This is a genomic window from Natronotalea proteinilytica (assembly GCF_055379935.1).
In genome coordinates this window covers 2708756-2731794 of record NZ_AP043947.1, presented here as the reverse complement: position 1 = coordinate 2731794, position 23039 = coordinate 2708756, and the positions used below count along the sequence as shown (strand labels likewise).

At 57.5% G+C, this 23039-nt stretch carries 16 protein-coding genes; 12 read left to right on the top strand and 4 right to left on the bottom strand.

Annotation, left to right across the window (positions count from 1 at the left end; all coding sequences use genetic code 11):
• Positions 1-142 precede the first annotated feature (142 nt).
• Positions 143-1135, top strand: a complete 993-nt coding sequence (locus tag ACZ5AL_RS10955) for a 6-bladed beta-propeller (protein WP_464510408.1) — start codon at positions 143-145, stop codon at positions 1133-1135.
• Between the two features lie 2145 nt (positions 1136-3280).
• Here the strand turns inward: ACZ5AL_RS10955 and ACZ5AL_RS10950 are convergent.
• Positions 3281-3946 carry a methyltransferase domain-containing protein gene (locus ACZ5AL_RS10950; protein ID WP_464510407.1) on the bottom strand — a complete coding sequence of 222 codons (666 nt, stop codon included), beginning with the start codon at positions 3944-3946 and terminating at the stop codon, positions 3281-3283.
• 323 nt (positions 3947-4269) lie between these two features.
• The gene (locus ACZ5AL_RS10945) at positions 4270-4464 is read right to left on the bottom strand and encodes a hypothetical protein (protein WP_464510406.1); all 195 of its coding nucleotides are present in this window, start codon (positions 4462-4464) and stop codon (positions 4270-4272) included.
• A gap of 355 nt (positions 4465-4819) precedes the next feature.
• Here ACZ5AL_RS10945 and ACZ5AL_RS10940 point away from each other — a divergent pair, with 355 nt between their 5' ends.
• From ACZ5AL_RS10940 to ACZ5AL_RS10910, 7 genes are all read left to right on the top strand, one after another.
• Positions 4820-5053 (top strand): hypothetical protein, encoded by a 234-nt coding sequence (locus ACZ5AL_RS10940; RefSeq protein WP_464510405.1) that lies wholly within the window; start codon positions 4820-4822, stop codon positions 5051-5053.
• A 127-nt stretch (positions 5054-5180) separates the two neighbouring features.
• Positions 5181-5756 (top strand): restriction endonuclease subunit S, encoded by a 576-nt coding sequence (locus ACZ5AL_RS10935; RefSeq protein ID WP_464510404.1) that lies wholly within the window; start codon positions 5181-5183, stop codon positions 5754-5756.
• 13 nt (positions 5757-5769) lie between these two features.
• Positions 5770-7275: a type I restriction-modification system subunit M gene (locus ACZ5AL_RS10930; RefSeq protein ID WP_464510403.1), complete on the top strand. Its 1506-nt coding sequence runs from the start codon at positions 5770-5772 to the stop codon at positions 7273-7275.
• A gap of 496 nt (positions 7276-7771) precedes the next feature.
• Positions 7772-8926, top strand: a complete 1155-nt coding sequence (locus tag ACZ5AL_RS10925) for a Fic family protein (protein WP_464510402.1) — start codon at positions 7772-7774, stop codon at positions 8924-8926.
• 48 nt (positions 8927-8974) lie between these two features.
• Positions 8975-10375 carry a restriction endonuclease subunit S gene (locus ACZ5AL_RS10920; protein WP_464510401.1) on the top strand — a complete coding sequence of 467 codons (1401 nt, stop codon included), beginning with the start codon at positions 8975-8977 and terminating at the stop codon, positions 10373-10375.
• A gap of 243 nt (positions 10376-10618) precedes the next feature.
• The gene (locus tag ACZ5AL_RS10915; RefSeq protein WP_464510400.1) at positions 10619-13714 is read left to right on the top strand and encodes a type I restriction endonuclease subunit R; all 3096 of its coding nucleotides are present in this window, start codon (positions 10619-10621) and stop codon (positions 13712-13714) included.
• Positions 13707-14471: a M48 family metallopeptidase gene (locus ACZ5AL_RS10910; RefSeq protein ID WP_464510399.1), complete on the top strand. Its 765-nt coding sequence runs from the start codon at positions 13707-13709 to the stop codon at positions 14469-14471. The genes ACZ5AL_RS10915 and ACZ5AL_RS10910 overlap by 8 nt, the downstream gene beginning before the upstream one ends.
• 958 nt (positions 14472-15429) lie before the next feature.
• On the opposite strand, the gene ACZ5AL_RS10905 is transcribed toward ACZ5AL_RS10910, so the two are convergent.
• A complete protein-coding gene (locus tag ACZ5AL_RS10905) occupies positions 15430-15621 on the bottom strand; it encodes a hypothetical protein (RefSeq protein ID WP_464510398.1) in 192 nt (63 codons plus the stop codon).
• A gap of 643 nt (positions 15622-16264) precedes the next feature.
• Complete coding sequence (locus tag ACZ5AL_RS10900; RefSeq protein WP_464510397.1) at positions 16265-17680, bottom strand: hypothetical protein; 1416 nt, start codon at positions 17678-17680, stop codon at positions 16265-16267.
• Between the two features lie 210 nt (positions 17681-17890).
• Between ACZ5AL_RS10900 and ACZ5AL_RS10895 the strand changes: the two genes are divergently transcribed.
• The 4 genes from ACZ5AL_RS10895 to ACZ5AL_RS10880 all read left to right on the top strand — a co-directional run bounded on the left by ACZ5AL_RS10895 (position 17891) and on the right by ACZ5AL_RS10880 (position 22966).
• The gene (locus tag ACZ5AL_RS10895; protein WP_464510396.1) at positions 17891-19099 is read left to right on the top strand and encodes a thioredoxin domain-containing protein; all 1209 of its coding nucleotides are present in this window, start codon (positions 17891-17893) and stop codon (positions 19097-19099) included.
• 176 nt (positions 19100-19275) lie between these two features.
• Positions 19276-21306 carry a transketolase gene (tkt, locus tag ACZ5AL_RS10890; RefSeq protein WP_464510395.1) on the top strand — a complete coding sequence of 677 codons (2031 nt, stop codon included), beginning with the start codon at positions 19276-19278 and terminating at the stop codon, positions 21304-21306.
• Positions 21307-21684: 378 nt separating this feature from the next.
• Positions 21685-22515 (top strand): YdcF family protein, encoded by an 831-nt coding sequence (locus tag ACZ5AL_RS10885; protein ID WP_464510394.1) that lies wholly within the window; start codon positions 21685-21687, stop codon positions 22513-22515.
• The gene (locus ACZ5AL_RS10880; RefSeq protein WP_464510393.1) at positions 22499-22966 is read left to right on the top strand and encodes a hypothetical protein; all 468 of its coding nucleotides are present in this window, start codon (positions 22499-22501) and stop codon (positions 22964-22966) included. Before ACZ5AL_RS10885 ends, ACZ5AL_RS10880 begins: the two co-directional genes overlap by 17 nt.
• The last annotated feature ends 73 nt before the right edge of the window (positions 22967-23039 follow it).

The window sequence follows — 23039 nt, the reverse complement described above, 5'->3', positions numbered from 1 at the left end:
GGGACGCGGAAAAGCTGTATAGATCATGCCCGTGGCACATCGCAACGAAGAACCACGTGTAGTCAATCTTTATTTTCTAATTTATGAAAGACAAGGGTTTATGGCAAAAAATCTATCTCTCTATGCAATCATTATATTCTCTTTGATCGCATGTGCAGAGCAAGACGCTCCCACATCCTCATGGGATACAGCGTTTTCGGTTCAGGATAGCACCGAATTGACGATGCCTGATAGCCTCGTCCCACAGAGCAGCGTTCGTGCCCTTGCTGTCGTCAACGACTCTCTGATCGCAACGCCTGATGGCGGAAGCGCACGGATTGTGCTCCGGGAAAAAGATGGAACGTTGAAGCAGACGATTGGAGAAAGTGGTGAAGGGCCGGGTGAGTTTGAGTATCTCGCCTACATTGCAGCCGATGAAGCAGGAAACATATATGCACACGATATGGCAGGGCCCAGAGTAAGCGTCTTCTCCCAGGGCGAGGATGGATACGCCTTTGAACGCCGGTTTAGCCTCTCTAATGAGGTGGTCGACATGATGATTATGGGAGATCACCTTTACACCCTGTCAAGCACGGGCGACTATTTGCTTACGAAGTACACCCTGGAGGGAGACATGGTTGGCGAAACGCTTGAACCTTCAGGCAGCGACTACCAAACATTTGCAGCACGTTTTAACCTTGGGGGGATGACCTCACTGGGAGACAGCCTGCTTGCGGTGGTTACTCCAGCCACAGACGCAGTTCATTTTTATGAGGATGATCTGTCAGTAGCTGCACAGGTAGACGATCTCCAGGGCTTGCCAGAGGTCCCAGCCTTTCCTGATGGCTTGAATCCCTATGATTACACGGATGAGCATGCGGAGTGGTGGAGTGCATCATGGCATCCCATAGATGTGCACGCTGTCACGGACACCACGTACGGAATCGTAAGCTATAAGCCGGATGGTCAAGATGTTGAAGGGCAGCGTATGCATCTCTTCAGTGCAGAAGACGATGAGTTGGTGATGACGGTAGACATCCCGGATAGCATGTTCATCGTCCATGCAGATGGTAGGAATGTGTTCGGGTCGCTTGATCCAACAAGCGAGAATGGCACTGAAATCGCCACGCGTCTTATCCGGTATGCGTTTGAGTAAAGGGTTGTAAGACCTGAATGATAGAGCAGGGTATGAACTGCTAGCGCTGATAGTCATCCCGGCCAAGGCGCCGCAGAGCCGGAATCTCCCCTGACAACATAGCCAGATCATTGGCTCCCCACGCCACCCAGACAAACACTATTGCCGTGTCACACCTGAATCTTAGGGCGGTAGATCGTGTCACGTTCTGCGTCGCACCTCGATCAAAAACTGCCATGGTAGATCCCTGGCCGCAAAGGTGTTACGTGGCCCGTACCGTCACAGCGTGCTGTGACGCCTCCACAACCTATTCGACGCTCAGCAGCTACTGGCAGACCAAAAGCCCTGCCCTCCCCATTTCGGCTAGTCTATGCACACAACTCGAGATGGTGATAATCGTTGATCATGGGTTGCAATCTGGACTTGTTGTTGACTGTTGTTGACGGGATCATCAACGTATTGGCCAGAACGAGGGACGGCGCCAGCGGGACCTCGTGCGGCCGATGCCTTTTCTGGATCCTGGATCGCGCTCGCAGGCTCGCTTGCCTGTCCTGAACTCGATTTAGGATCTGGATGACGTTCGGCAGGGAGGCATTTGGGTTGAAAGGGAGCTTTCGTCTCCCAGCACCGTCCCCCCGACACGTCATCCTGAACTTGATTCAGGATCCATGTTGCGGGGGAGTGCTGAAGCGTACGGATTGGGCACCAACTTACGAACCAAGGCCTGCTTTGATAGCCTGCTGATGTGCTTGTGGGACGCCTGCTTGTTCTGGATCCTGGATCGCGCTCGCAGGCTCGCTTGCCTGTCCTGAACTCGATTTAGGATCTGGATGACGTTCGGCAGGGAGGCATTTGGGTTGAAAGGGAGCTTTCGTCTCCCAGCACCGTCCCCCCGACACGTCATCCTGAACTTGATTCAGGATCCATGTTGCGGGGGAGTGCTGAAGCGTACGGATTGGGCACCAACTTACGAACCAAGGCCTGCTTTGATAGCCTGCTGATGTGCTTGTGGGACGCCTGCTTGTTCTGGATCCTGGATCGCGCTCGCAGGCTCGCTTGCCTGTCCTGAACTCGATTTAGGATCTGGATGAGATTCAAGGGGGGCGTTGGAGTTGAAAGGGGGCCTTCGTCTTCGGCACCGTCCCCCCGATACGTCATCCTGAACTTGATTCAGGATCCATGTTGCGGGGGAGTGCTGAAGCGTACGGATTGGGCACCAACTTACGAACCAAGGCCTGCTTTGATAGCCTGCTGATGTGCTTGTGGGACGCCTGCTTGTTCTGGATCCTGGATCGCGCTCGCAGGCTCGCTTGCCTGTCCTGAACTCGATTTAGGATCTGGATGACGTTCGGCAGGGAGGCATTTGGGTTGAAAGGGAGCTTTCGTCTCCCAGCACCGTCCCCCCGACACGTCATCCTGAACTTGATTCAGGATCCATTCCCCCGACTATTCCCCCGAGAAGACGCCCAGATGGGTTCTTGTTGTAGGATCCAACAGTCTCTCATTGAACAGACGGTGGAGGAAACCAACGTTAAATAAACAACATAGTGCTGTGTCAATCCTCATTTTGATGATTGACTTGCGATTATTCTCCCGCAATGACAAGATTGTGAGTTATTCTCGGTACGTTAGGTGGCCATGTGTTACCCGAAGATTGACCTGTGACAGAGTACTATGCTAAATCACTTAACAAGCAATAGATCAGCCAAGTATACACTCTTGTACCTGGCCGTCTTATTCGTTTTTGCAGGGTGTTCTGCGGATACGGACGATCAGCGAAAGTCTACCGAGATTGCGTACAGGGGCGCCGATAGTCTCTATACGGTGTACAAGGACATCTACTCGCACGATGAGATGAACATTCCACATCTGGAGCAACGAGAGAAGGTCACCAATATGATGAGTGGCAGTGCAATTGTTGAGTGGGGCAACGAACAGTATCCGCTCTCACCATGAAAAAGGTCCCATTCGGGTGTGTCATCCCCAATCCGGTTGCAGCATTGCGGTGGCGCTCCTTTACGAGGCACCGGAGTTGCTTCGTCAGTTGGCCTTCGGCCTCGTGTGGAGATGGACGGATGTTTTCTCACTCACCCCTTTACACGTTCATCCCTCCATGCCTCCATACACCAACGGAGCATCCGGGGGGCATAACGGCACGCATGAGAATCAGGGTCGATGCCCCACCACGACCTCCGATGGAAAGGTGCGCTGCACGATACGGGTGCGTCTCACCTCGACAAACCTTGCGTCTTGCATGAACGGCGCAATAGCCACGCCCCGGCAGCCCCCCAGCAGTGGCGGCCAGAGCGCATAGATCGTATCCCACAGCCGCTCGGTCCAGTGCGTGGGCACCGTCATGTTGATGCACACGCAGCGTCCACCGGGTTTCAGCACGCGCCGAAACTCACGCAGCACGGGCACGAAGTCCGCCACCGGCAGCATATCGAACATGTAGCTGTTGAGGAGCGCGTCGAATGTGTTATCGGGATACGGAAGATCATACGCATCCCCCACCCGGAGTCCGAACCGTCGGTGCGGCGCATTGCGCATGCGGCGGGCGGCTTTGCGGAGCATCGCCGGTGTACGGTCGAGGCCCTCGGTCCAGCCATCAGGGTTGACCTGCACCAGCACAGGGAACGAGAGTCCGGTGCCCACCGCCACCTCCAGCACCTGCTCGCCATTCCGGACGTTGAGCTGGTGCAATCCGAAGGCGCGCGCTGTGGCCTCGACCCACACCGCCAGCCAGTCGTGCGTGGGCGCAATGGCGGTGTACACATACGGCACCGCGGACTGCGGCATGCGAGCGGGCTGCATAGGGGAATCGTGTTGCATGGCACAGCGCGTGGGTAAGGGGATGTGAGTCAGGTCTGCGTACGTCGTTGGGAAGCATCAGGTTTATACGTAGAAAAAGTGCCTCTTCAACAGATTGTACGCCCACCGAAAAAAGAGGCATCAGCAGCACAAAGCCCGATAATGCAACACAGTTTGCTGAAACCCCCTCTGTTGTCGAGCTTCGCCTCAGGCGTGATCCTGTGGACATCTCCCTCTTGGAGGAGCTACCGTGTATACACAACTGGTGCATCGCCACGAGAGACGAGATGCTCCCGCGTCCGTAGGTCATCCTGACGCCGCTAGTACTGTGTCACACCTGAAAGTTAGGGTACCGAGACCGTGCCAAACTTTGTGCCCCCCTCCAAAAAACCTGTCATGGTGAGCACGCGACGGGCTCCGCCCGGAGCACGCCGAACCATCTCCCCGACGCTCAGCAGGCTCTGATCGATCGAGCGGCCCTGCTCATTTCGGGGGAGATCTTTCGACTCCGCTTCGCTCCGCTCAAGATGACAATGCATGAATGAAGCGGTGCATGCCCAAAACCGACGTGTGGAGACACTTAGTGGTGTGTCAGCCCTGAATGTTGTGGTTGAGCCCGGCGCTCGCCCCTCCTTCCTGTCCTTCCTCCCCGGGGAGGAAGGGACTTACCATGGCACTGTGAGTCTCTCCCTCAGAGGAGGGAGAACAAGAGGGAGGGATCTGCAGAACGTTCCAAAACACATAGAATTAGGATTGACAGAGCACTAGGCGGACAGATCTGGGCGCCATCCCTGCAGGCTCGGCCCGTCCAGAGCGCGGGGAGCCGCGGGGGCATCGACACTGAGCAGCAGGCCCACCGACTGGACGGCGCTGAGATGCTTCACTGCGTTCAGTATGACATGGTTCGTCGGCTTCGATGCGCAATGGATGCGCAATGGATCCCCAAGAACCGTCCGGGATATCCGCACCCCAGGAGTACTCGGTCGCGGTGCTCCCAGCGCTTCGCTTCTGATCCCGGGCTACGGGAAGGCGCTGATGCCCGGGATGAATATGAAGGCGCGCAATTTTTTTGTCATGTACTATGATTCAAAGCACTGTTTCCAATTGGCTTACATCTATTTTGGATAAGTTTTGGTGTTGTATCTGTACTACAACACTGTGTGGGTCGGAACAGTTGGAGGGCGAACGCTTTTGTTTCTACGCCAACGCCAATCTGGCCGGTGGCTATATTCGCTCACGATGAGGGGGTTTTTGCATGGCATTGCTTACCGATCTCGTATCGATTCGTACAGGGTATGTGCGCGGGCGGTTTACGCCCGACACTGACGGGGCCTTTGCCGTGGTTGAGCCGAAGCATATCAACAACAGGGGGCTAATCGAAACTGATACGATTGATTATGCCGCCGAACTCGACCCGCCTGACCATCATCAGTTGCGGGTGGGCGATGTGCTCTTCGTGCCGCGTGGCCCCCGTCACCCGGCTGCACAGGTGCAGCGTCGGCACGTCAACGGGTCGCTACGCCGCGCGGTGGCCTCGTCGCAGCTGTACATCCTGCGCACCGACGATCGCCTTCTGCCTGCGTATCTGACCTGGTACCTCAATCAGGAGCAGGCGCAGTCGTACTTCCAAACGTTTGGACGAGGCGCCACCATCGCATCAATCAACCAGCAGATTCTAAGGGAATTGCCTCTTCCGGTGCCCTCTCGGGCACGCCAGACGAGAATTGCCCAGATCGCGGAACTCGCTGATAAGGAAACGCGCCTTGCGCAGCAACTCCAGCAGAAGCGCGCGACCCTCATCCAGACACTCCTTCACCACGCCTCCCAATAATCCCAACGGTATTATGGCGAATCGCAAACCGTCGCAAGCTGAAATCAATCGTACGCTCTGGCAGGCCTGCGACACCTTTCGCGGGGTGGTCGATCCTGCTGAATACAAGAACTACATCTTGACCATGCTCTTCGTCAAGTACATCAGCGATGTGTGGCAAGACCACTACGAAGCGTACCAAGAGGAGTACGACGACGAGCGACTCATCCAGCGTAAGATGGAGCGTGAGCGCTTCGTACTGCCAGAGAAAGCGACGTTCGGCCACATCGCCTCCAAAAAGGATGCGCCCGACATCGGGCAGGTCATCAACAAGGCACTGGAAAAGATCGAAGAGGCCAATAAGCGCAAACTGGAGGGGGTCTTCCGCAACATCGATTTCAACTCGGAGGCCGCACTGGGCCAGACCAAGGATCGCAACCGGCGCCTTAAGAACCTAATCAAGGACTTCAACAAGCCCGTGCTCGACTTTCGTCCGTCGGTGGTGGGCACTGAGGACATCATCGGTAACGCGTACATGTATCTGATCAGCCGGTTTGCGTCGGATGCCGGGAAGAAAGGTGGGGAGTTCTACACGCCCGACGAGGTGTCTACGCTGCTGGCAAAGCTGGTCGATCCGGATTCCGGCGATCGCATCTACGATCCGGCAATTGGCTCCGGCTCGCTCGCCATTAAGGTGGCTGAGGAAGTGGGCGACCGCAATGTGGTGATCTACGGGCAGGAGAGCAACGGCAGTACCTGGGCCCTCTGCCGCATGAATATGTTCTTGCATGGCATGGACCACGCGGAGATCGCCTGGGGCGACACGATTAACAGCCCCGAGTTCAAATCCAGCAACGACACGCTGGAGACCTTCGACGTGGTCGTCGCCAATCCGCCGTTCTCGCTCAAGAAGTGGGGCAAGGCCGACGCCAAGACCGATCCGTTCGACCGCTTTCATCGCGGGCTACCCCCGAAGTCGCGGGGCGACTATGCGTTTCTGTCGCACATGATTGAATCCGCCGTCGAAGGCACCGGCCGCGTAGGCGTCATTGTGCCGCATGGCGTGCTCTTTCGCAGCCGCGCCGAGGGGCGCATTCGCCAGGCGCTCATTGAGGAGAACCTGTTGGATGCGGTCGTGGGCCTGCCTGAAAAGCTGTTCTTTGGCACGGGCATCCCGGCGGCCATCTTGATTTTCGATAAGAGCCGCAGCGACGACGAGGACGTGGTCTTCATCGATGCCAGCCGCGAGTACGAAGAGGGCACCAAGCAAAACATACTGCGCGAGCAGGACATCGAGAAGATCGTGACGACCTACCGCCAACGCACCGAGATCGACAAGTACAGCTACGTGGCGCCGGTGGCCGAGATTGCCGAGAACGACTTCAATCTCAACATTCCCCGCTACGTGGATACCTTCGAGCCCGAACCCGAAATCGACGTGGCAGCGGTGCAACAAGAGATCGAATCCCTCGAATCCGAACTTGCCGATACGCGCCAGACCATCAACGAGCACCTGAAAGCGCTGGAGTTGATCGACTAATTGCAGTGCCTAAAAAACCGAGGTTAGCGGTTCAATGTTAAGTGATTGGCATGTGGTTTACATCATTGCACCCCCGCGCAAACCCACTCTGTCTTCGAGCTTCGCCGCAGGCGTGATCCTGTGGACATCTCCCCCTTGGAAAAGGGGGAGAAACCCGGAGGGAGAGGGGGTTCGAAGAAGACAAAGCTGCGTGTACAATCGCCTATCATTTAGCGTCTATCCACTACCGAACCGAGATTCCCTGCGCATCGCTATGTAGTCCAGCAAAAATATGTGTACGTACTATCATTGGTAAAATGGAGCCTGCGAGTGACGCCTCGCTGTGCTTGCAATAACACATTGGCGGGATGGCCTTACGTGGGTTGGGCCTATGAGCATCATTTCAAGATTGACGTGTGATAGCGCAGTAATGGGGGAACAGCTTTACATTAACTGTTGCCTTATGTAAAAAAGATCACTGTTTTTAACATAGCGCAATGGGTAACGTAAAATAGATATGACTGATTTTGATACTGCTTACCTGGAATCATACACATCGGGCCATTTGCGACTTCAGCCTACGGGATATGAGAGCTTCATCCCTACGCCTGTAAATCATGAGTGGACCTGGGAGGATTCGCGTATCAACATGCTCCTGGAGGAGGCTACACGGGCGCTTGTTGCGCTGGATGCGTTTTCGCGTATCGTTCCGAATGTAGATCTGTTTATCCAACTGCACATTCTGAAGGAGGCGAATGCCTCCAGTCGTATCGAAGGCACGCGCACCGAAATGGATGAGGCGCTGCGCCCGGAGGAGGATGTGGCTCCTGAGAAACGTGACGATTGGCGTGAGGTGCAGAATTACGTGCATGCCATGAATAAGGCCATTGATGCTCTTGATGACCTGCCGCTTTCTACACGGCTGCTCCGTCGTACTCATGCCATACTCATGCAAGGAGTACGTGGGCAAAACAAACGACCAGGATCGTATCGAAAAAGTCAGAACTGGATTGGTGGTGCCACGCTGCAAGATGCCCATTTTGTCCCGCCACCGCACACGGATGTCCCCGACTTGATGAGCGATCTGGAAAAGTTCTGGCACAATGATGCCATTAACGTGCCCCATCTGGTGCGCATTGCCATTAGCCATTACCAGTTTGAGACCATCCACCCGTTTTTGGATGGCAACGGACGTATTGGGCGACTACTCATTACATTATATCTTATCAGCCATGGTTTTCTGAGCAAGCCGTCGTTGTATCTCTCCAGCTATATTGAGCGCCACAAAGCAACGTACTACGACGCTCTTACAACGGTACGTGGAACGGGCGATTTGGGCCACTGGGTGCGCTTTTTTCTCGTAGCTGTGCGCGAAACAGCACAACAGGGGGGAGACACCTTCGAGGCTATTCAGGCCCTTCGAGAGCGTGCTGAACGGCAGGTGCTAGACCTGGGCCAGAAAGCCGGAAATGCTCGTCAGTTGCTTACGCTGCTGTACCGCCAACCCTGGATACGGGCCAAAGATGCTGCCGACCATCTTGACGTAACACACCAGACAGCCATGAGTCTGATTCGCGACCTTGAAGACCTCGGCCTCCTGAAGGAAACCACCGGCCAGCAGCGCAACCGCCGCTACGTCTTTGCCGAGTACCTGAACCTCTTTACACGATAGCTCGCCCCGACTCGCTCCCGTTCGTTACGCCAACTGCCCTTCGCTCCTATGGATACCGCGCCCCTGTTCGACCAACCACTCGCCCCCTCAACGCCGGAAGCTCCTTCTTCCGATGCAGAAACTGCTCCCCGTCCCGGGTTCAAAAAAACCAAGGTGGGGTGGATTCCGGAGGCGTGGGAGGTGAGGCGAATGACCGAAATCGTCGACTCTGTAAGTGCAGGAAGAAGCGTTGGTGGAAGAGATGCAAACATAGAAGACGGAGAAAAGGGGGTCCTGCGGACGAGCGCTGTCACCTCTGGTTTGTTTTTACCAGCAGAACACAAAGTAGTCGATCCTGAAGATCATGAGAGACTAAAGTTGAGTCCTCGTTCAGGAGATATCCTTTTCAACCGTGCGAATGGCTCCCTTGACTTAGTTGGGATAAGTGTTCGTGTAAAGAAAGATCGTCCTAACCTTTTTCTTTCAGACAAACTCTGGCGTATCCAACCCGGCTCTGACACTTCTGGTCAATGGCTACACTATGCTCTGAAATCAGACCGAGTCATTGATTATATTCGAACATATGCTGGTCAGAAGAGCACGGGAATGAAAAACATTGCTCAACGAGACTTCCTAACAATTCCCACTCCCGTCCCCCCACGTTCCGAGCAGCGCCGCATTGCGGGCGTGCTGAGCACGTGGGACCGCGCGTTGCAGCAGATTGACGATCTCATTGCGGCCAAAGAGCGCCGGAAGAAAGCCCTCATGCAGCAGCTCCTCACCGGCCAAACGCGGCTGCCAGGGTTTGGGGGAGTGCCTTGGCACAAGCAACAGATTGGTGATCACTTCGAGTACTTTTCTAATCGCAACAAGGGAGACAAGGACCTAACGATTCTTTCCTGCTCAAAGGTGTATGGCATCGTACCACAGGCCGATCGATTCGATAAGCGAATTGCCTCAAAGGATATTTCCAATTATAAAATCGTCGAGCAAGGCGACCTCATTTACGACCCCATGTTGCTCTGGGATGGGTCTATCGGATTCCTAAACGCAGTTGAAAAGGGCGTTGTATCACCAGCATACTACACCTTCCACTTTCAAGGAGATGAATTAGACCAGCAGTTCTTCAGTTACCTATTCCAGTCGCACTACATGAAATACCAGTACGGCGCAATCTCTCAAGGAACGAATGCGCGCCGGAAGAAAGCGCCACGTGGCGCTTTCCTTGATATCGAGGTACATCTTCCTCAGAAAGAAGAACGTCATGCCATCGCCAACATCCTGAGCACATGCGACGCAGAACTGGAGCTGCTCCGTACCGAGCGGGAGGCGTTGCAGAAGCAAAAGAAGGGCATGATGCAGAAGCTACTCACCGGCGCGGTGCGCGTGCCTGCCGATCATTCTGTTGATACTGTCTCTAAACACGAAACCGATCATCAAACATCCACAGCGTACAGACCGCGCAATTGAAACCACTGCAAGATGGGTTGCTGAGCACTTGGGTGCTGACTCTCTGTCATCAGCCTCCCCTTCATCCTACCCTTCCTCCCCGAGGAGGAAGGGACTGTGGCAGCGACCTTCAAAGTCCCCCTCGGAGGAGGGGGATGTAGGGGGAGGGACGCTCTATCCCCATACAAACCCAAAAGTAGCTTTACAGACCACTACACATACAACAAAGCACGCACCTCTCTAATTATCAACGCTTTACCGCCTATGCATACGCCCTCCTATCGAGAACACGACGACGCCCAGGCGCCCGCAATGGAGCTGCTGGCGTCCGTTGGCTACACGCCGCTTACGCCCGACGAAGCACTGGTCCACCGTGAGGACTCGCGTTCGCGCGTGCTACTCACCGGCGTACTGGAACAGCAACTGCATCGCCTCAACGAAATCAACTACAAAGGCGACACCTACGCCTTCTCCGACGAAAACATCTACGCTGCCATTGAAGCGCTGCGCAGCGTGCCCGATCGGGGCGTAGTAGCCACCAACGAGGCCGTGTACGATCTGCTTACCCTTGGCAAGAGCTTCGAGCAGAACATACAGGGCGACCGCAAGAGCTTCCAACTGCATTACATCGACTGGGCGCATCCGGAGCGCAACGTGTACCACGTGGTGCCCGAGTTCGCCGTAGACGGGCGCGCCCACACGCGGCGTTCTGATCTGGTGCTGTTCGTGAACGGCATCCCGCTGGTCGTCATTGAGTGCAAGCGGCGCGACAAAGACGGAGCGGTGGCCGAAGGCATCTCCCAGATGCTACGCAACCAGAAGCGCGAGCCGGGTATCCCCAAGCTCTTCCACTACGCACAGATCGTCATTTCCGCGCAGCCCAACAAGGTCAAGTACGCCACCGCCGGGACGGAGGAGAAGTTCTGGGCGTACTGGAAAGAGCCAGATACCGACCCAGAGGCCGCTGTGGGTGCCCTTCTGGACCGGCTGCCGACCCGTCAAGACAAGGTGCTGTACGGGCTGTGTCGTCCAGAGCGGCTCCTGGAGCTCACCTATCAGTTTGTGGTGTTCGACGCGGGCACCAAAAAGATTGCCCGCTGGCAGCAGTACTTCGGCGTACAGAGCGCGCTGGAGCGTGTTAAGAAACGGCGACACGATGGACGGCGGCGTGGCGGCGTCATCTGGCACACGCAGGGCAGCGGCAAGTCGCTCACCATGGTACTGCTCGCCAAAGCCCTCACGCTGGATGCCGACATTGAGAATCCACGGGCCGTAATTGTGACCGACCGCGTGGACCTGGACGAACAGATCTGGAAAACCTTTCGCGCCTGTGGGAAAGAACCCCAACAGGCCACGAGCGGGACGCATCTGCTTGAGCTGCTGCAAGACCCCGGCAATGCCGTCATCACCACGCTGGTGCATAAGTTTGATGCCGCGCTCAACGCGCACGACTACACGAATCCCTCCGACAACATTTTTCTGCTGATCGACGAGGTGCACCGCACGCAGTACGGCTCGCTGCATGCACGCATGAAAAAGACGCTGCCGCAGGCGTGTACCATCGGCTTCACGGGTACGCCGCTCACCAAGCAAGAAAAGAACACCGCACGCAAGTTCGACGGCTTTATCGACCCCACGTACACCATCCGCCAGGCGGTAGACGATGAAGCCGTAATGCCGCTCCTCTACGAAGGGCGCCATGTGGAGCAAAAAGTGTACAAGAAGTACATTGATCGTGACTACGAGCGCGTAACCGAGCCGCTCAACGATGCACAACGCGAAGAGCTGGCCCGCCGATTTTCAACCGAAGACGCCATCTTCGCCTCCAACCAGGTGCTTGAAGAAGTCGTCTACAACATCGAATCCCACTATACAGAAACGTGGCAATCCACCCCGTTCAAAGGACAGATTGCAGCCCCCAGCAAAAGCGTCGCCCTCCAGCTCAAGGACTTCTTTGACGCCCACGGCACGGTGGATGCCGAGGTAATCATCTCATCGCCAGACACGCGAACGGGCCACACGGACGTGTACAAGGCCGCCAAGGAGAAGGAGCAGGCGTTTTGGGATGAGATGATGCGCCGATATGGAAGCAAAGACAACTACGAAGAAACGATTATTGGCGACTTTAAGTCGGCTGGTGGCGTCGAACTGCTCATTGTGGTTGACAAGCTGCTTACGGGATTCGACGCGCCGCGCAATACGGTGCTGTACATCACCAAGAAAATGAGTGGGCATACGCTTCTGCAAGCAATTGCGCGCGTGAACCGTCCGTTTGCCGGAAAGGACTACGGCTTCATCATCGACTACCGGGGCATTCTGGGCGAGTTGAACGAGGCACTTACCGAGTATGACGCACTGGCCGACTTTGACGCGCCCGACCTGGAAGGAGCGTTGCACACGGTACGCGAAGCCGTAGACGACCTCCCGCAGAAGCACGCGGCCGTCTGGCGCATTTTCAAGGGGATTGACCGCGACGACATCGAAGCGATGGAACGCCACCTGGCCGACGAGAAACGCCGCGACGACTTTTTCGAGCGGCTGTCAGCGTTTGGACGCACGCTTCAGGTCGCGCTCTCCAGCGAGCGGTTCCACCAGGATACTTCTGCCTCCACCATCGCGCGATACACCCGCGATCTTCGGTTCTTCGACACGCTGCGAAAAGCGGTAAAGAACCGATATTACGACACGGTAGACTTCAAGGCGTACGAGTCGCGCATCCGGAAGCTGGTCGATCAGCACGTAGCTGCCGACGATGTAAACGAGGTCGTTGCTACAGTTGATGTTCTGAGCGATGCGTTTCGCGAGGAGGTTGAGCGCGAAACGGGATCGGTGGCCTCAAAGGCTGACAAGATTGCCTTCCGTATGAAACGGATTGCCACCGAGAAGATGGATGAAGATCCGGCATTCTACCGGGCGTTCTCCGAGCAGATCCAGGAGACCATCGACGCATTTCACAACAAGCGCCAGATGGAAGCAGAGGCGTATTTGAGGGAGGTAGGGGCGCTGCGCGATCAGCTGCGAGATCGCGGAAGCAATGTGCCCGCACCGCTTGTGAATCAGCCGGATGCGCAAGCCTACTACGGCACCGTGCGCGATGTCCTCAGCGACCGCGAAACTGGCGCAGACGTCTCCGACGACGTTTTGGCGCAAGCGGGGCTCCGGATCGCAAATATCATTGAGGAGCTGAAGATCGTAGACTGGGCGAAGACGAGAAACCCGGACGTAGAAAAAGACATGCGGAATGAGATTGAGGACGCCTTGCTGGCGATGAGTCGCACCCACGAGTTGGAGCTCTCATTTGACGAAATTGACCTCATCCTCGACGAAGCACTGCAAATTGCCCGCACCCGCAATGCCTAACCCCACACCGTCTATTTCGTCTGCTCCGGCCTCCGCAAAGGAAGCACCAACACCGGTGCACTACGGCGAGCGCGCGATTCACTACACCGTGGCCCGTAGCGCCCGCGCCACGCTGGCCATTCACGTACACCCCGACCAATCCGTCGATGTACGCGCCCCAAACGACGCTACAGCGCAGCAGGTGCGCGACAAAGTCAAGAAGCGAGCGCGGTGGATTGTGACCCAGCAGGACGACTTTGCCGACTTTGTGCAGACGCGTGTGCCCCGCGAGTATGTGAGCGGCGAGACGCATCGGTACCTGGGGCGACAATACCGCTTAAAGGTGATTCCGATTGCAGAGGATGAGCCCGAGCGTGTGAAGCTCATCGGGCCGTACTTTCGCATCTACACGCATGGAAAGGGCGATGCTACGCACGTCAAGGCCCAACTCGACACGTGGTACCGCGCGCATGCTAAAACGAAGTTTGCCGAACGCCTGGAGGCCGCCCACGACATCATGCGCCGCTACGGCATCGAGAAACCCCCGCTTCGGATCCGGCGCATGGAAAAGCGGTGGGGTAGCTGCACCGCAAGCGGTACCGTGCTGCTCAACCCGGACCTGATTCGCGCCCCGCGGTTGTGCGTTGATTATGTAGTCCTGCACGAACTCTGCCATATCAAGCATCCTCATCACGGTCCGGCATTCTACGAGTTGCTTACGAAAGTCATGCCCGACTGGAAGACCCAGAAGGTCCGGCTACGGGATGTTCAGTTTTGAACGCGTAAATGGGCCTGGTGTATCTCAGCACGCGTTGTGCTATACATGTATCTGCCGTTGAACGTGCAGAAGCGTGTTTATGCCCCTACACGGTCATCCCAGACGGAGCGGAGCGACGATCTGGGATCCATGCCCCAATAGATGGGTGCGTGCCGGACGTAAAGGCAGCCTTCAACCGGCGGAATGGATCCTGAATCAAGTTCAGGATGACGTATCGGGGGGCGGTGCCGAAGACGAAGACTCCTTCCAACTCCAACGCCACCCCCTTGAATGTCATCCAGATCCTGAATCGAGTTCAGGACAGGCACGCCGGCGAGCGCGATCCAGGATCCAGAACAGGCATCGGCCGCATGAGGTCCCGCTGGCGCCGCCCCTCGTTCTGGCCAATACGTTGATGATCCCGTCAACAACAAGTCCAGATTGCAACCCGTGATCGACGATTATCACCATCTCGAGTTGTGTGCATAAACTAGTACTCTGTCACACCTGAAAGTTAGGGTCCAACATTGTCATCGCGAGGAGGGAGCTCTGCGACTGACGCGGCGATCTCATGCCGTTGATTGGGCAGTTTTATCCGGCCTGATAGCAATGAGATTGCGTCGCTGCGCTCGCAATGACAAGGGTGTGAGTTGTTCTCGGTACGTTAGAGGGTACATGTGTTGCCCGAAGATTGACGTGTGACACTAAGTAAAGACAGGCATGAAGTTGGGATTTTGTGCGTTCCAAACCGGTATCATCTGCGCCCCGACGTTGTTAATACACGCTCTCATTCGTACGGTGCTACGTTTCACATTAGTGTTTGCTCTATATGATTGTGCGGATATCCCGGGCGGTTCTTGGGCATCCATTGCGCATCGAAGCCGACGAACCATGTCATGCTGAACACAGTGAAGCATCTCAGCACGCGTTGTGCTATACATGTATCTGCCGTTGAACGTGCAGAAGCGTGTTTATGCCCCTACACGGTCATCCCAGACGGAGCGGAGCGACGATCTGGGATCCATGCCCCAATAGATGGGTGCGTGCCGGACGTAAAGGCAGCCTTCAACCGGCGGAATGGATCCTGAATCAAGTTCAGGATGACGTATCGGGGGGCGGTGCCGAAGACGAAGGCTCCTTCCAACTCCAACGCCACCCCCTTGAATGTCATCCAGATCCTGAATCGAGTTCAGGACAGGCACGCCGGCGAGCGCGATCCAGGATCCAGAACAGGCATCGGCCGCATGAGGTCCCGCTGGCGCCGCCCCTCGTTCTGGCCAATACGTTGATGATCCCGTCAACAACAAGTCCAGATTGCAACCCGTGATCAACGATTATCACCATCTCGAGTTGTGTTCATAAACTAGTACTCTGTCACACCTGATTGTTAGGGTATGGAGACCGTCCGAAACTCTGTGTCCCAGCCCCTTCCAAAAAACCTGTCATGGTGAGCGCCCTGACCGCAGGGAAGAAGTGCTTTTAGAGTGCACGCGACGGGCCCCACCCGGAGCACGTCGAACCATCTCCCCGACGCTCAGCAGGCTCTGATCGATCGAGGGGCCCTGCCCAGTTCGTGGGAGATCTTTACTCACTGCGTTCGTCAGTCGCTCCGCTCGTGTCAGGACTCCGCGTCTCCTAGGCGGAGCCGCTCCGCTCAAGATGACATCATTAAAACGGGGCGCGTTGCAATCCGAAGATTGACCTGTGACAGAACACTAGCCTCCTCGGGGAGGACAGCTAGGATGGAGGGGAAGCCACCCGGCAATCCCCAAAACCATTGTTGAGGTTACTTAGGGCTATAGCGTACCAGCCCCCTACCAAAAAACATCACGCATGAAGGAGTAGACATCGGGGGCCCTACCGGTTTCTTTGATGACGAGGGTGGCGTTGGCTTTCGAGACGTGCTCATCCAGTTTCATATTGGCCGACCCGGTGAGGGTGTAGTAGATGCCTTGGTCGGGCAGGCCAATCAGCGTGTCTTTGGTGTGGGTGGCGTGGCGGTAGGTGGCCTCCCCAATGGCGTTGAACCGGTCAATCGAAAAATGGTCTTGGTACGTGTTCGTGCGCACACGCCAGTGGAGGTGAGTGCGGTCGGGGGCCGAACGGTAGACGGCCTCCATCCGGTCAAAGAAGGCACGCACGAAGTTGTCGGTTTTCATGTGGTAGACGTTGCTATGGTAGAGGCGCTCGCCGGGCGCATCCGCCAGTATCTCGGTGTATTTGGCAATCGGATTGAAGTTGGGGTCCCAGGCATCGTCGTTCGAGGGATCGCGGTCGCCGGTATGCGGCACATTCACGTAATGCCCCGAGGGCGTCTTGGGAATCGGGAAGAAGAAGCTTTCGAAGTGGGCATCCGCGTAGTTGAGGGTGCCCCGGTTGTGGGCGGTTCGCACGGCAGCGTGAAAGGCGGATTGGTTGTCGGCATGGGTGTGCAGCATCCAGAAATAGCGGTCGAAGTGCACCTGCAGGTCGGGATGCTGGTTCACCAAGATCCCCGACTGCTCCCAATCCTTGCCGCGCGGAATGCCATCGGAGCCGTGGTCGTCGCCGTTGGCGGTGGAGATGTAGGTGGTGTGGCGCAGGGGCGACCCGTCGTTACGGGCGTACGTGTTGACGGTCAAGAACTTGGCGTGCATCTGTTGAAAGGCGCGGTTGCCCCATTGCACCTGCTGCAGGTCCACATAATCGCCTACGGTGCGATTGGAGGCGCCCGCTACCGACTCGCTGGCATGATTACGGACGTACGCCTTGAGATCGCCAGACAGGTCTTTGTGATACACCACATTCATTTCGACCTGGTGGCGTCCGGCGTCTACGATCAGTTCAGGCAACGAGCGCGAATGGTCGCCGTCGTGGTCGTATCCTTTCACGTAAGCGTAGGAGCTCTGCCCCGGCGTTACGCCGATGTACGTGTCGGCGCCCAGTTGGTACAGTGCGAGGTTTACAACGACCTGCTCATTGGGATTGGCACGCTGATACGTGATGGCGCGCTGAATGAGGTCGCCAAACTTGAACAGCGGGTGGTTTTTCGCTTCGCCTATCTCGCGTGTGTAGACTTTGACGCGCACATCCTGGCCCCCTACGTCAAAATAGATGGAGGGCGATACACGGGCGAGGGCGGGTTCGTCTTCGTGCTCCGTAGGTGCGTTTGCGTGAGCGGCAGTCAGGCTCGATCCAGTGAGCAGCATGCTACATACAAGCCATGCGATGTGTAGTCGGCGTACGGCCATTGGTCCCCCCATAGATGATGTTGATGTTCGATGGATGCATCCCAAGATACAAGACGGGACGCTGGGATCAAACCCTGACAAAACCAGCGTGCGCAAGCAAAAGTGGGCAACCCGATCCGGGTCGGTTCGTTACGCATGAGAAACCCAAGAGCCCGGATTCGGTAGCGTGTCCCGGCTGTATGCTTGTGAATTGCTTTCTGCGTGTGTCTTATGCCGAACTGGAACGCCTATCGAACGTGGCCCGAGCGGCTGCTTTTTGGATTTTCGCTGCTGGGAATGTTTATCGTCGTGCATTTGGGCTTGCAAGAGCAGCGCGGGTTCGACCGGGGGTGCCTGGGCGTGAGTGACGACGCAGCGGCAACAACCTTCGATTGCGCCGCTGTGGTGCAAAGTGATGCCGGCGCATTGCTGGGGGTTTCGAACGTGGTGTGGGGCTTCCTTTTCTACGCTGCCGTAGCCGTGCTTACCTTTCTGGTGGTGCGGGCCACCCGTGCGCAGCGCCCCACGCTTACAAAGCTACGCGCTGGACTGTTAGGCACCGGTGTGCTGTATACAGGCTACTTGATCTACGTTCAGTTCGTGCAACTTGACGCCTTTTGTGCTCTGTGCCTGGCGTCGGCAGTTGTGGTAGGAGCGCTGGCTGCTACTGCCGCCTTGCCAATTTTCTATTCGTCATCATCTTCAACACGACCTATGTCTGATTCGAATCGTTCTTCGCAGTCCAAATTCTTTGGTCTGATTGCCGGTGTGGCAGTGTTGCTCATTGCGGGTAACGTGTTTTACTTTACGCAAAGTGCGCCGGCTTCTGGGGCGCCTGCTGCGTTTGCCGGGGCCGAGGCCGAGATCCCGGATGAGTGTCAGTTTAGTGCCGAGCAAGATCCGGTTGAGAACTGGCAGAGCTTAGTTCGCGACGACGATCCGGTGAAGGGCAATCCTGAGTCGCCCGTTACGGTCATCGAGTTTTTTGACCCCAACTGCCCACACTGCGCCACCATGCACGAAGTCATGGAGGTCGTAATTCCGCAAAACAGCGATAAGGCCCGCTTCATTACAAAACCGTTCCCGCTGTGGGATCACTCCGTGCCACAGATTGTGGCGTTGTATGCCGCCGCCGAAGAGGGGCTGTATCACGATTTGCTGGATGCCCAGTACGAAAACCAGCGCTCTAATGGCCTCTCGGTTGAGCAACTCGTAGCGCTTGGAGACGATATTGGGATGGAAGATCCGGATCGGATTCGGGACGCGGTGCAGGAAGAGCGCCACGTGCAGCGCATTATGCACCAGCGTCAGCAAGGCATTGCGGCAGGCGTGTCGAGTACGCCTACGATTCTCATCAATGGACACTTTGTGGCTCCGCAATCGCGCTCGCCCGAGTGCTTTGAAGCGTTTATTGATGCAGCCTACGATGCGCACAGCTAACCCGAGATGCTCTGGCATGGGGCTGTTCGGATGAGCCGGCTGCAGCCCACCCCTGTGATTTTGTTGCACGGCACGGTCCCTCCGTCTCGTATGCACGCCGTTGTGGTGTGTGTGGCCGCTTAGACGCGAGGGGCTGCCTCTGTTTTGTATCCCCCTTGACCCACTCCCTGTACTTTATGTCAACTTCTGATTCTAACGTGCTCTCTAAAGCGACCGACCTGGACCGCCAGTCTATTAACACGATTCGGTGTTTGGCAATGGATGCGGTGCAGCGTGCCGAAAGTGGCCATCCGGGGATGCCGATGGGTGCGGCGGCCATGGCGTATACGTTGTGGACGCGCCATCTGAAGCATGACCCGACCGATCCGAGCTGGGCCGACCGCGACCGGTTTATCTTGTCGGCGGGCCACGGGTCGATGTTGCTCTATGCGCTCTTGCACCTTACCGGGTACGATCTGCCGATGGAGGAGATTGAGAACTTTCGGCAGTGGGGCAGCAAAACGCCGGGGCATCCGGAGTCGCACCTGACGCCGGGGGTGGAGACCACCACGGGGCCGCTGGGGCAAGGGTTTGCTACGGGCGTGGGCATGGCGATGGCCGAGCGCTATCTGGCCGCGCACTTCAACACGCCAGAGCACGGTCTGGTTGACCACTACACGTACGGCATTGTGTCGGATGGCGACCTGATGGAGGGCATTTCGTCGGAGGCGGCCTCGCTGGCTGGTCACCAAGAACTGGGGCGACTGATTTATCTGTACGATGACAACGAGATCACGATTGACGGCACAACCGACATTGCCTTCACCGAGGATGTGCCCGCGCGGTTTGAGGCGATGGGCTGGCACGTAATCTCGGTTTCTGATGGCAACGATGTGGAGGCGATTGACAACGCCATCCGGGCGGCGAAGCGCGAGACGCAGCGTCCGTCGCTCCTGTGCGTGCAGACAAGCATTGGATACGGCAGTCCGAATAAGCAAGACACGTCGGCGGCTCACGGGGCGCCTTTGGGGGAGGAGGAGATTGCTCGTACGAAAGAGGCGCTGGGCTGGCCTGCAGATGCGCCGGAGTTCCATGTACCCGATGCTGTGGCCGAGCACATGCGGGCCTCGGTGGAATCGGGGCAAGCAGCTCATGCGGAATGGGAGGCGCTGTACGGCACGTATGCCGATGCGCATCCCGGCAAGGCCGAAACGTTCGATCGCTGGATGAGCGGCACGCTGCCCGAGGGCTGGACGGATGCACTGCCGTCGTTTGAGCCGGGCACGTCGCGGGCTACGCGTGCGGCGAGCGGCACGGTGCTCGATGGGCTGGTGGAAGCGATTGGTCCGCACCTCGTTGGCGGCTCCGCCGACCTGACTGGATCCAACAAAACGCATGTAAACGGCCAGGCCGACATGCAGCCGGACACGCCGGGCGGGTCGTACGTGCGCTTTGGCGTACGCGAGCATGCGATGGCGGCAGCCGCTAACGGAATGGCCCTGCACGGTGGTATTCGTCCGTATGTAGGCACCTTTCTGATCTTCAGCGACTACCTGCGTCCGTCGTTGCGCCTGAGTGCTTTGATGGAGCAGCCGGTGGTGTACGTGCTCACGCACGACTCGATTGGACTGGGCGAGGACGGCCCGACGCACCAGCCGATTGCACACCTGGCGGCCTTGCGCGCCATCCCAAACGTAACGGTGCTGCGCCCCGCCGACGGCGCCGAAACCGCCCATGCGTGGAAGGTGGCGCTTGAGCAGTCTGATACGCCCACGGTGCTGGCCCTCACGCGGCAGGGCTTGCCCGAGTTTGACCACAGTGGGTCGGCTTCTGCTGAAGGGGTTGAGCGCGGGGCGTACATCTTGCGCGATACCGACGGCACGCCGGATGTCATCTTGATGGGCAGCGGAAGCGAGGTGCAGCACCTGATGGCCGCCGCGGACATGCTCTCTGAAGAGGGCGTAGACGCACGGGTGGTGAGCATGCCCTCGTGGGAGCTGTTCGAGGCGCAGTCCAGCGCGTACCGTCGCTCGGTGCTGCCGCCGGACGTGCCCGCCCGCATTGCAATGGAGGCCGGCGCCACGCAGGGCTGGCACCGCTACGTGGGCGACCACGGACGCGTGCTGGGCATCGACCGCTTTGGCGCCTCGGCTCCGGGCGATGAGAACATGCGTCAGTTTGGCTTCACGCCTGAGCGCGTTGTTGAGACGGCCCGCGAACTGTTGTAGAGGTTGGTGCTCTCTTTTCCGGTTTGAACTCTAAGCCTGCAGAGGCGTCTCGGTTTGAGGCGCCTTTGTTTGGTTTGGGGGAGTCTATGCTTCTATGAGGACGCTGGAGCGTCCCTAATCCACCACCTGGTTTCTTTACTTCGGGGAGCGTTGGACGCAGAGCGTCCATTCGTCCGTCGCGACGCAGAGCATCGCGACGAGAGTACGGCGTGCACAATAAGATCACCCCGCTGTTCGGCTCCCCTTTTGGACTGCCGCTGAACGCTGCCTCCAACCACCCCTCGAACAAAACCCGAGCGGACGGCTTCGAGTCTACAGTCGAATGCCCCCGGCGTGTCCTCGCGTGGGGCATGCTCTTCTTCATCTGGCGCCAATGCGATGTCCGTGTTTCTCTCCAAGCTCTTGAGTCTCCTGCTACATCCGTTGGTGCTTGGACTGCTCATTGGCGCGGTTGGGTGGAGCTTGACGTGGTGGCGGATGCGCATCGGGCAGGCCATTGCCGCTCTGGGCGTGGCCATCATCGTGATTCCGTCTCTGCCTATCACAGCCGACTGGATGCAGCATCGTCTGGAGCGGTTGTATCCGCCGGTCGCCTCAACCGAACTGCCCCGGGCCGATGTGATTGTCGTGCTGGGCGGTGGCGTGAGTCCGGCGGTGCCGCCCCGTGTGTATCCGCATCTCAACACCGCTGCCGACCGGGTGCTGCATGCGGCGCGGCTGTACCAAGCCGAACGGGCCCCGCGCCTTCTTGTGAGCGGCGGCACGCTCCCGTGGCACACCGATACGCCGCCCGAGGCGCACGCCATGCGCGATCTGCTCGTACAGTGGGGCGTGCCCGAGGAAGACATCTGGATGGAACCCGAAAGCGCCACCACCTACGAAAACGCACGCCATACCGCTGACCTGATTCGTGAGCACGACATGGAGCGGGTGCTGCTGGTGACCTCGGCGTTGCACATGCATCGAGCGCTGGCCGTGTTTTGCAGTGCGAATGTGCCTGCAGTGCCTGCCGCCATCGACTATCACATCACCGACGGACCCCGATCCGTGTTCGATGTGGTGCCGAGTGCAGAGGCGCTGGCGCGGAGCACCGGGGCCATCCATGAGTATGTGGGATACGTGGTCTACCGCCTGCGTGGCTGGATCGACCCCGATCGCGTGCCTGTCACCGTGCCGCCTTCTCTCGATGATCATGCCTGTGCGATATAGCATGGTGTTGTGCTGCCTCGTCCTCTTTGGGTGGGCGGATGCGCCGCTGCATGCCACCACGCCCGGATCGCTGGCTGCCGACACGACAGCGCCCGATACTACGCAGGCCTGGCATGAGGATGCGTGGGTACCCATCTACGAGGAGGTGGGCGTTGCGCTCTCCTACCTGTACTATCCTGAAGCACAGGCCGACCAGAGCGGGGTGGTGATGCGTGTGCAAAACCACACCGATGAGCCCATCTGCTACGCCTTTACAGCCATCTTTCGTCCGGCTGAGCGTACCGACACCATCGAACCAATTGAAGGCGAGGCGCGGGGCACGGTGCCGCCAAACACCCTTCGCACCGGCGAGAGCGCCGGACTCTTCTGGGTGCCGTTTGAGGGACGCGTTCCAGTCAGCGAGATTGGGGTGCGCGGGCTGGATATTCGCCATGGCTCGTCCTGTGATTAGGCCTGGAGCTTTGGTGCGCTCTCATTCGACACGAAACACGCGTCTCAGCGTCTCCCAAAATCCGTAAGCCCCT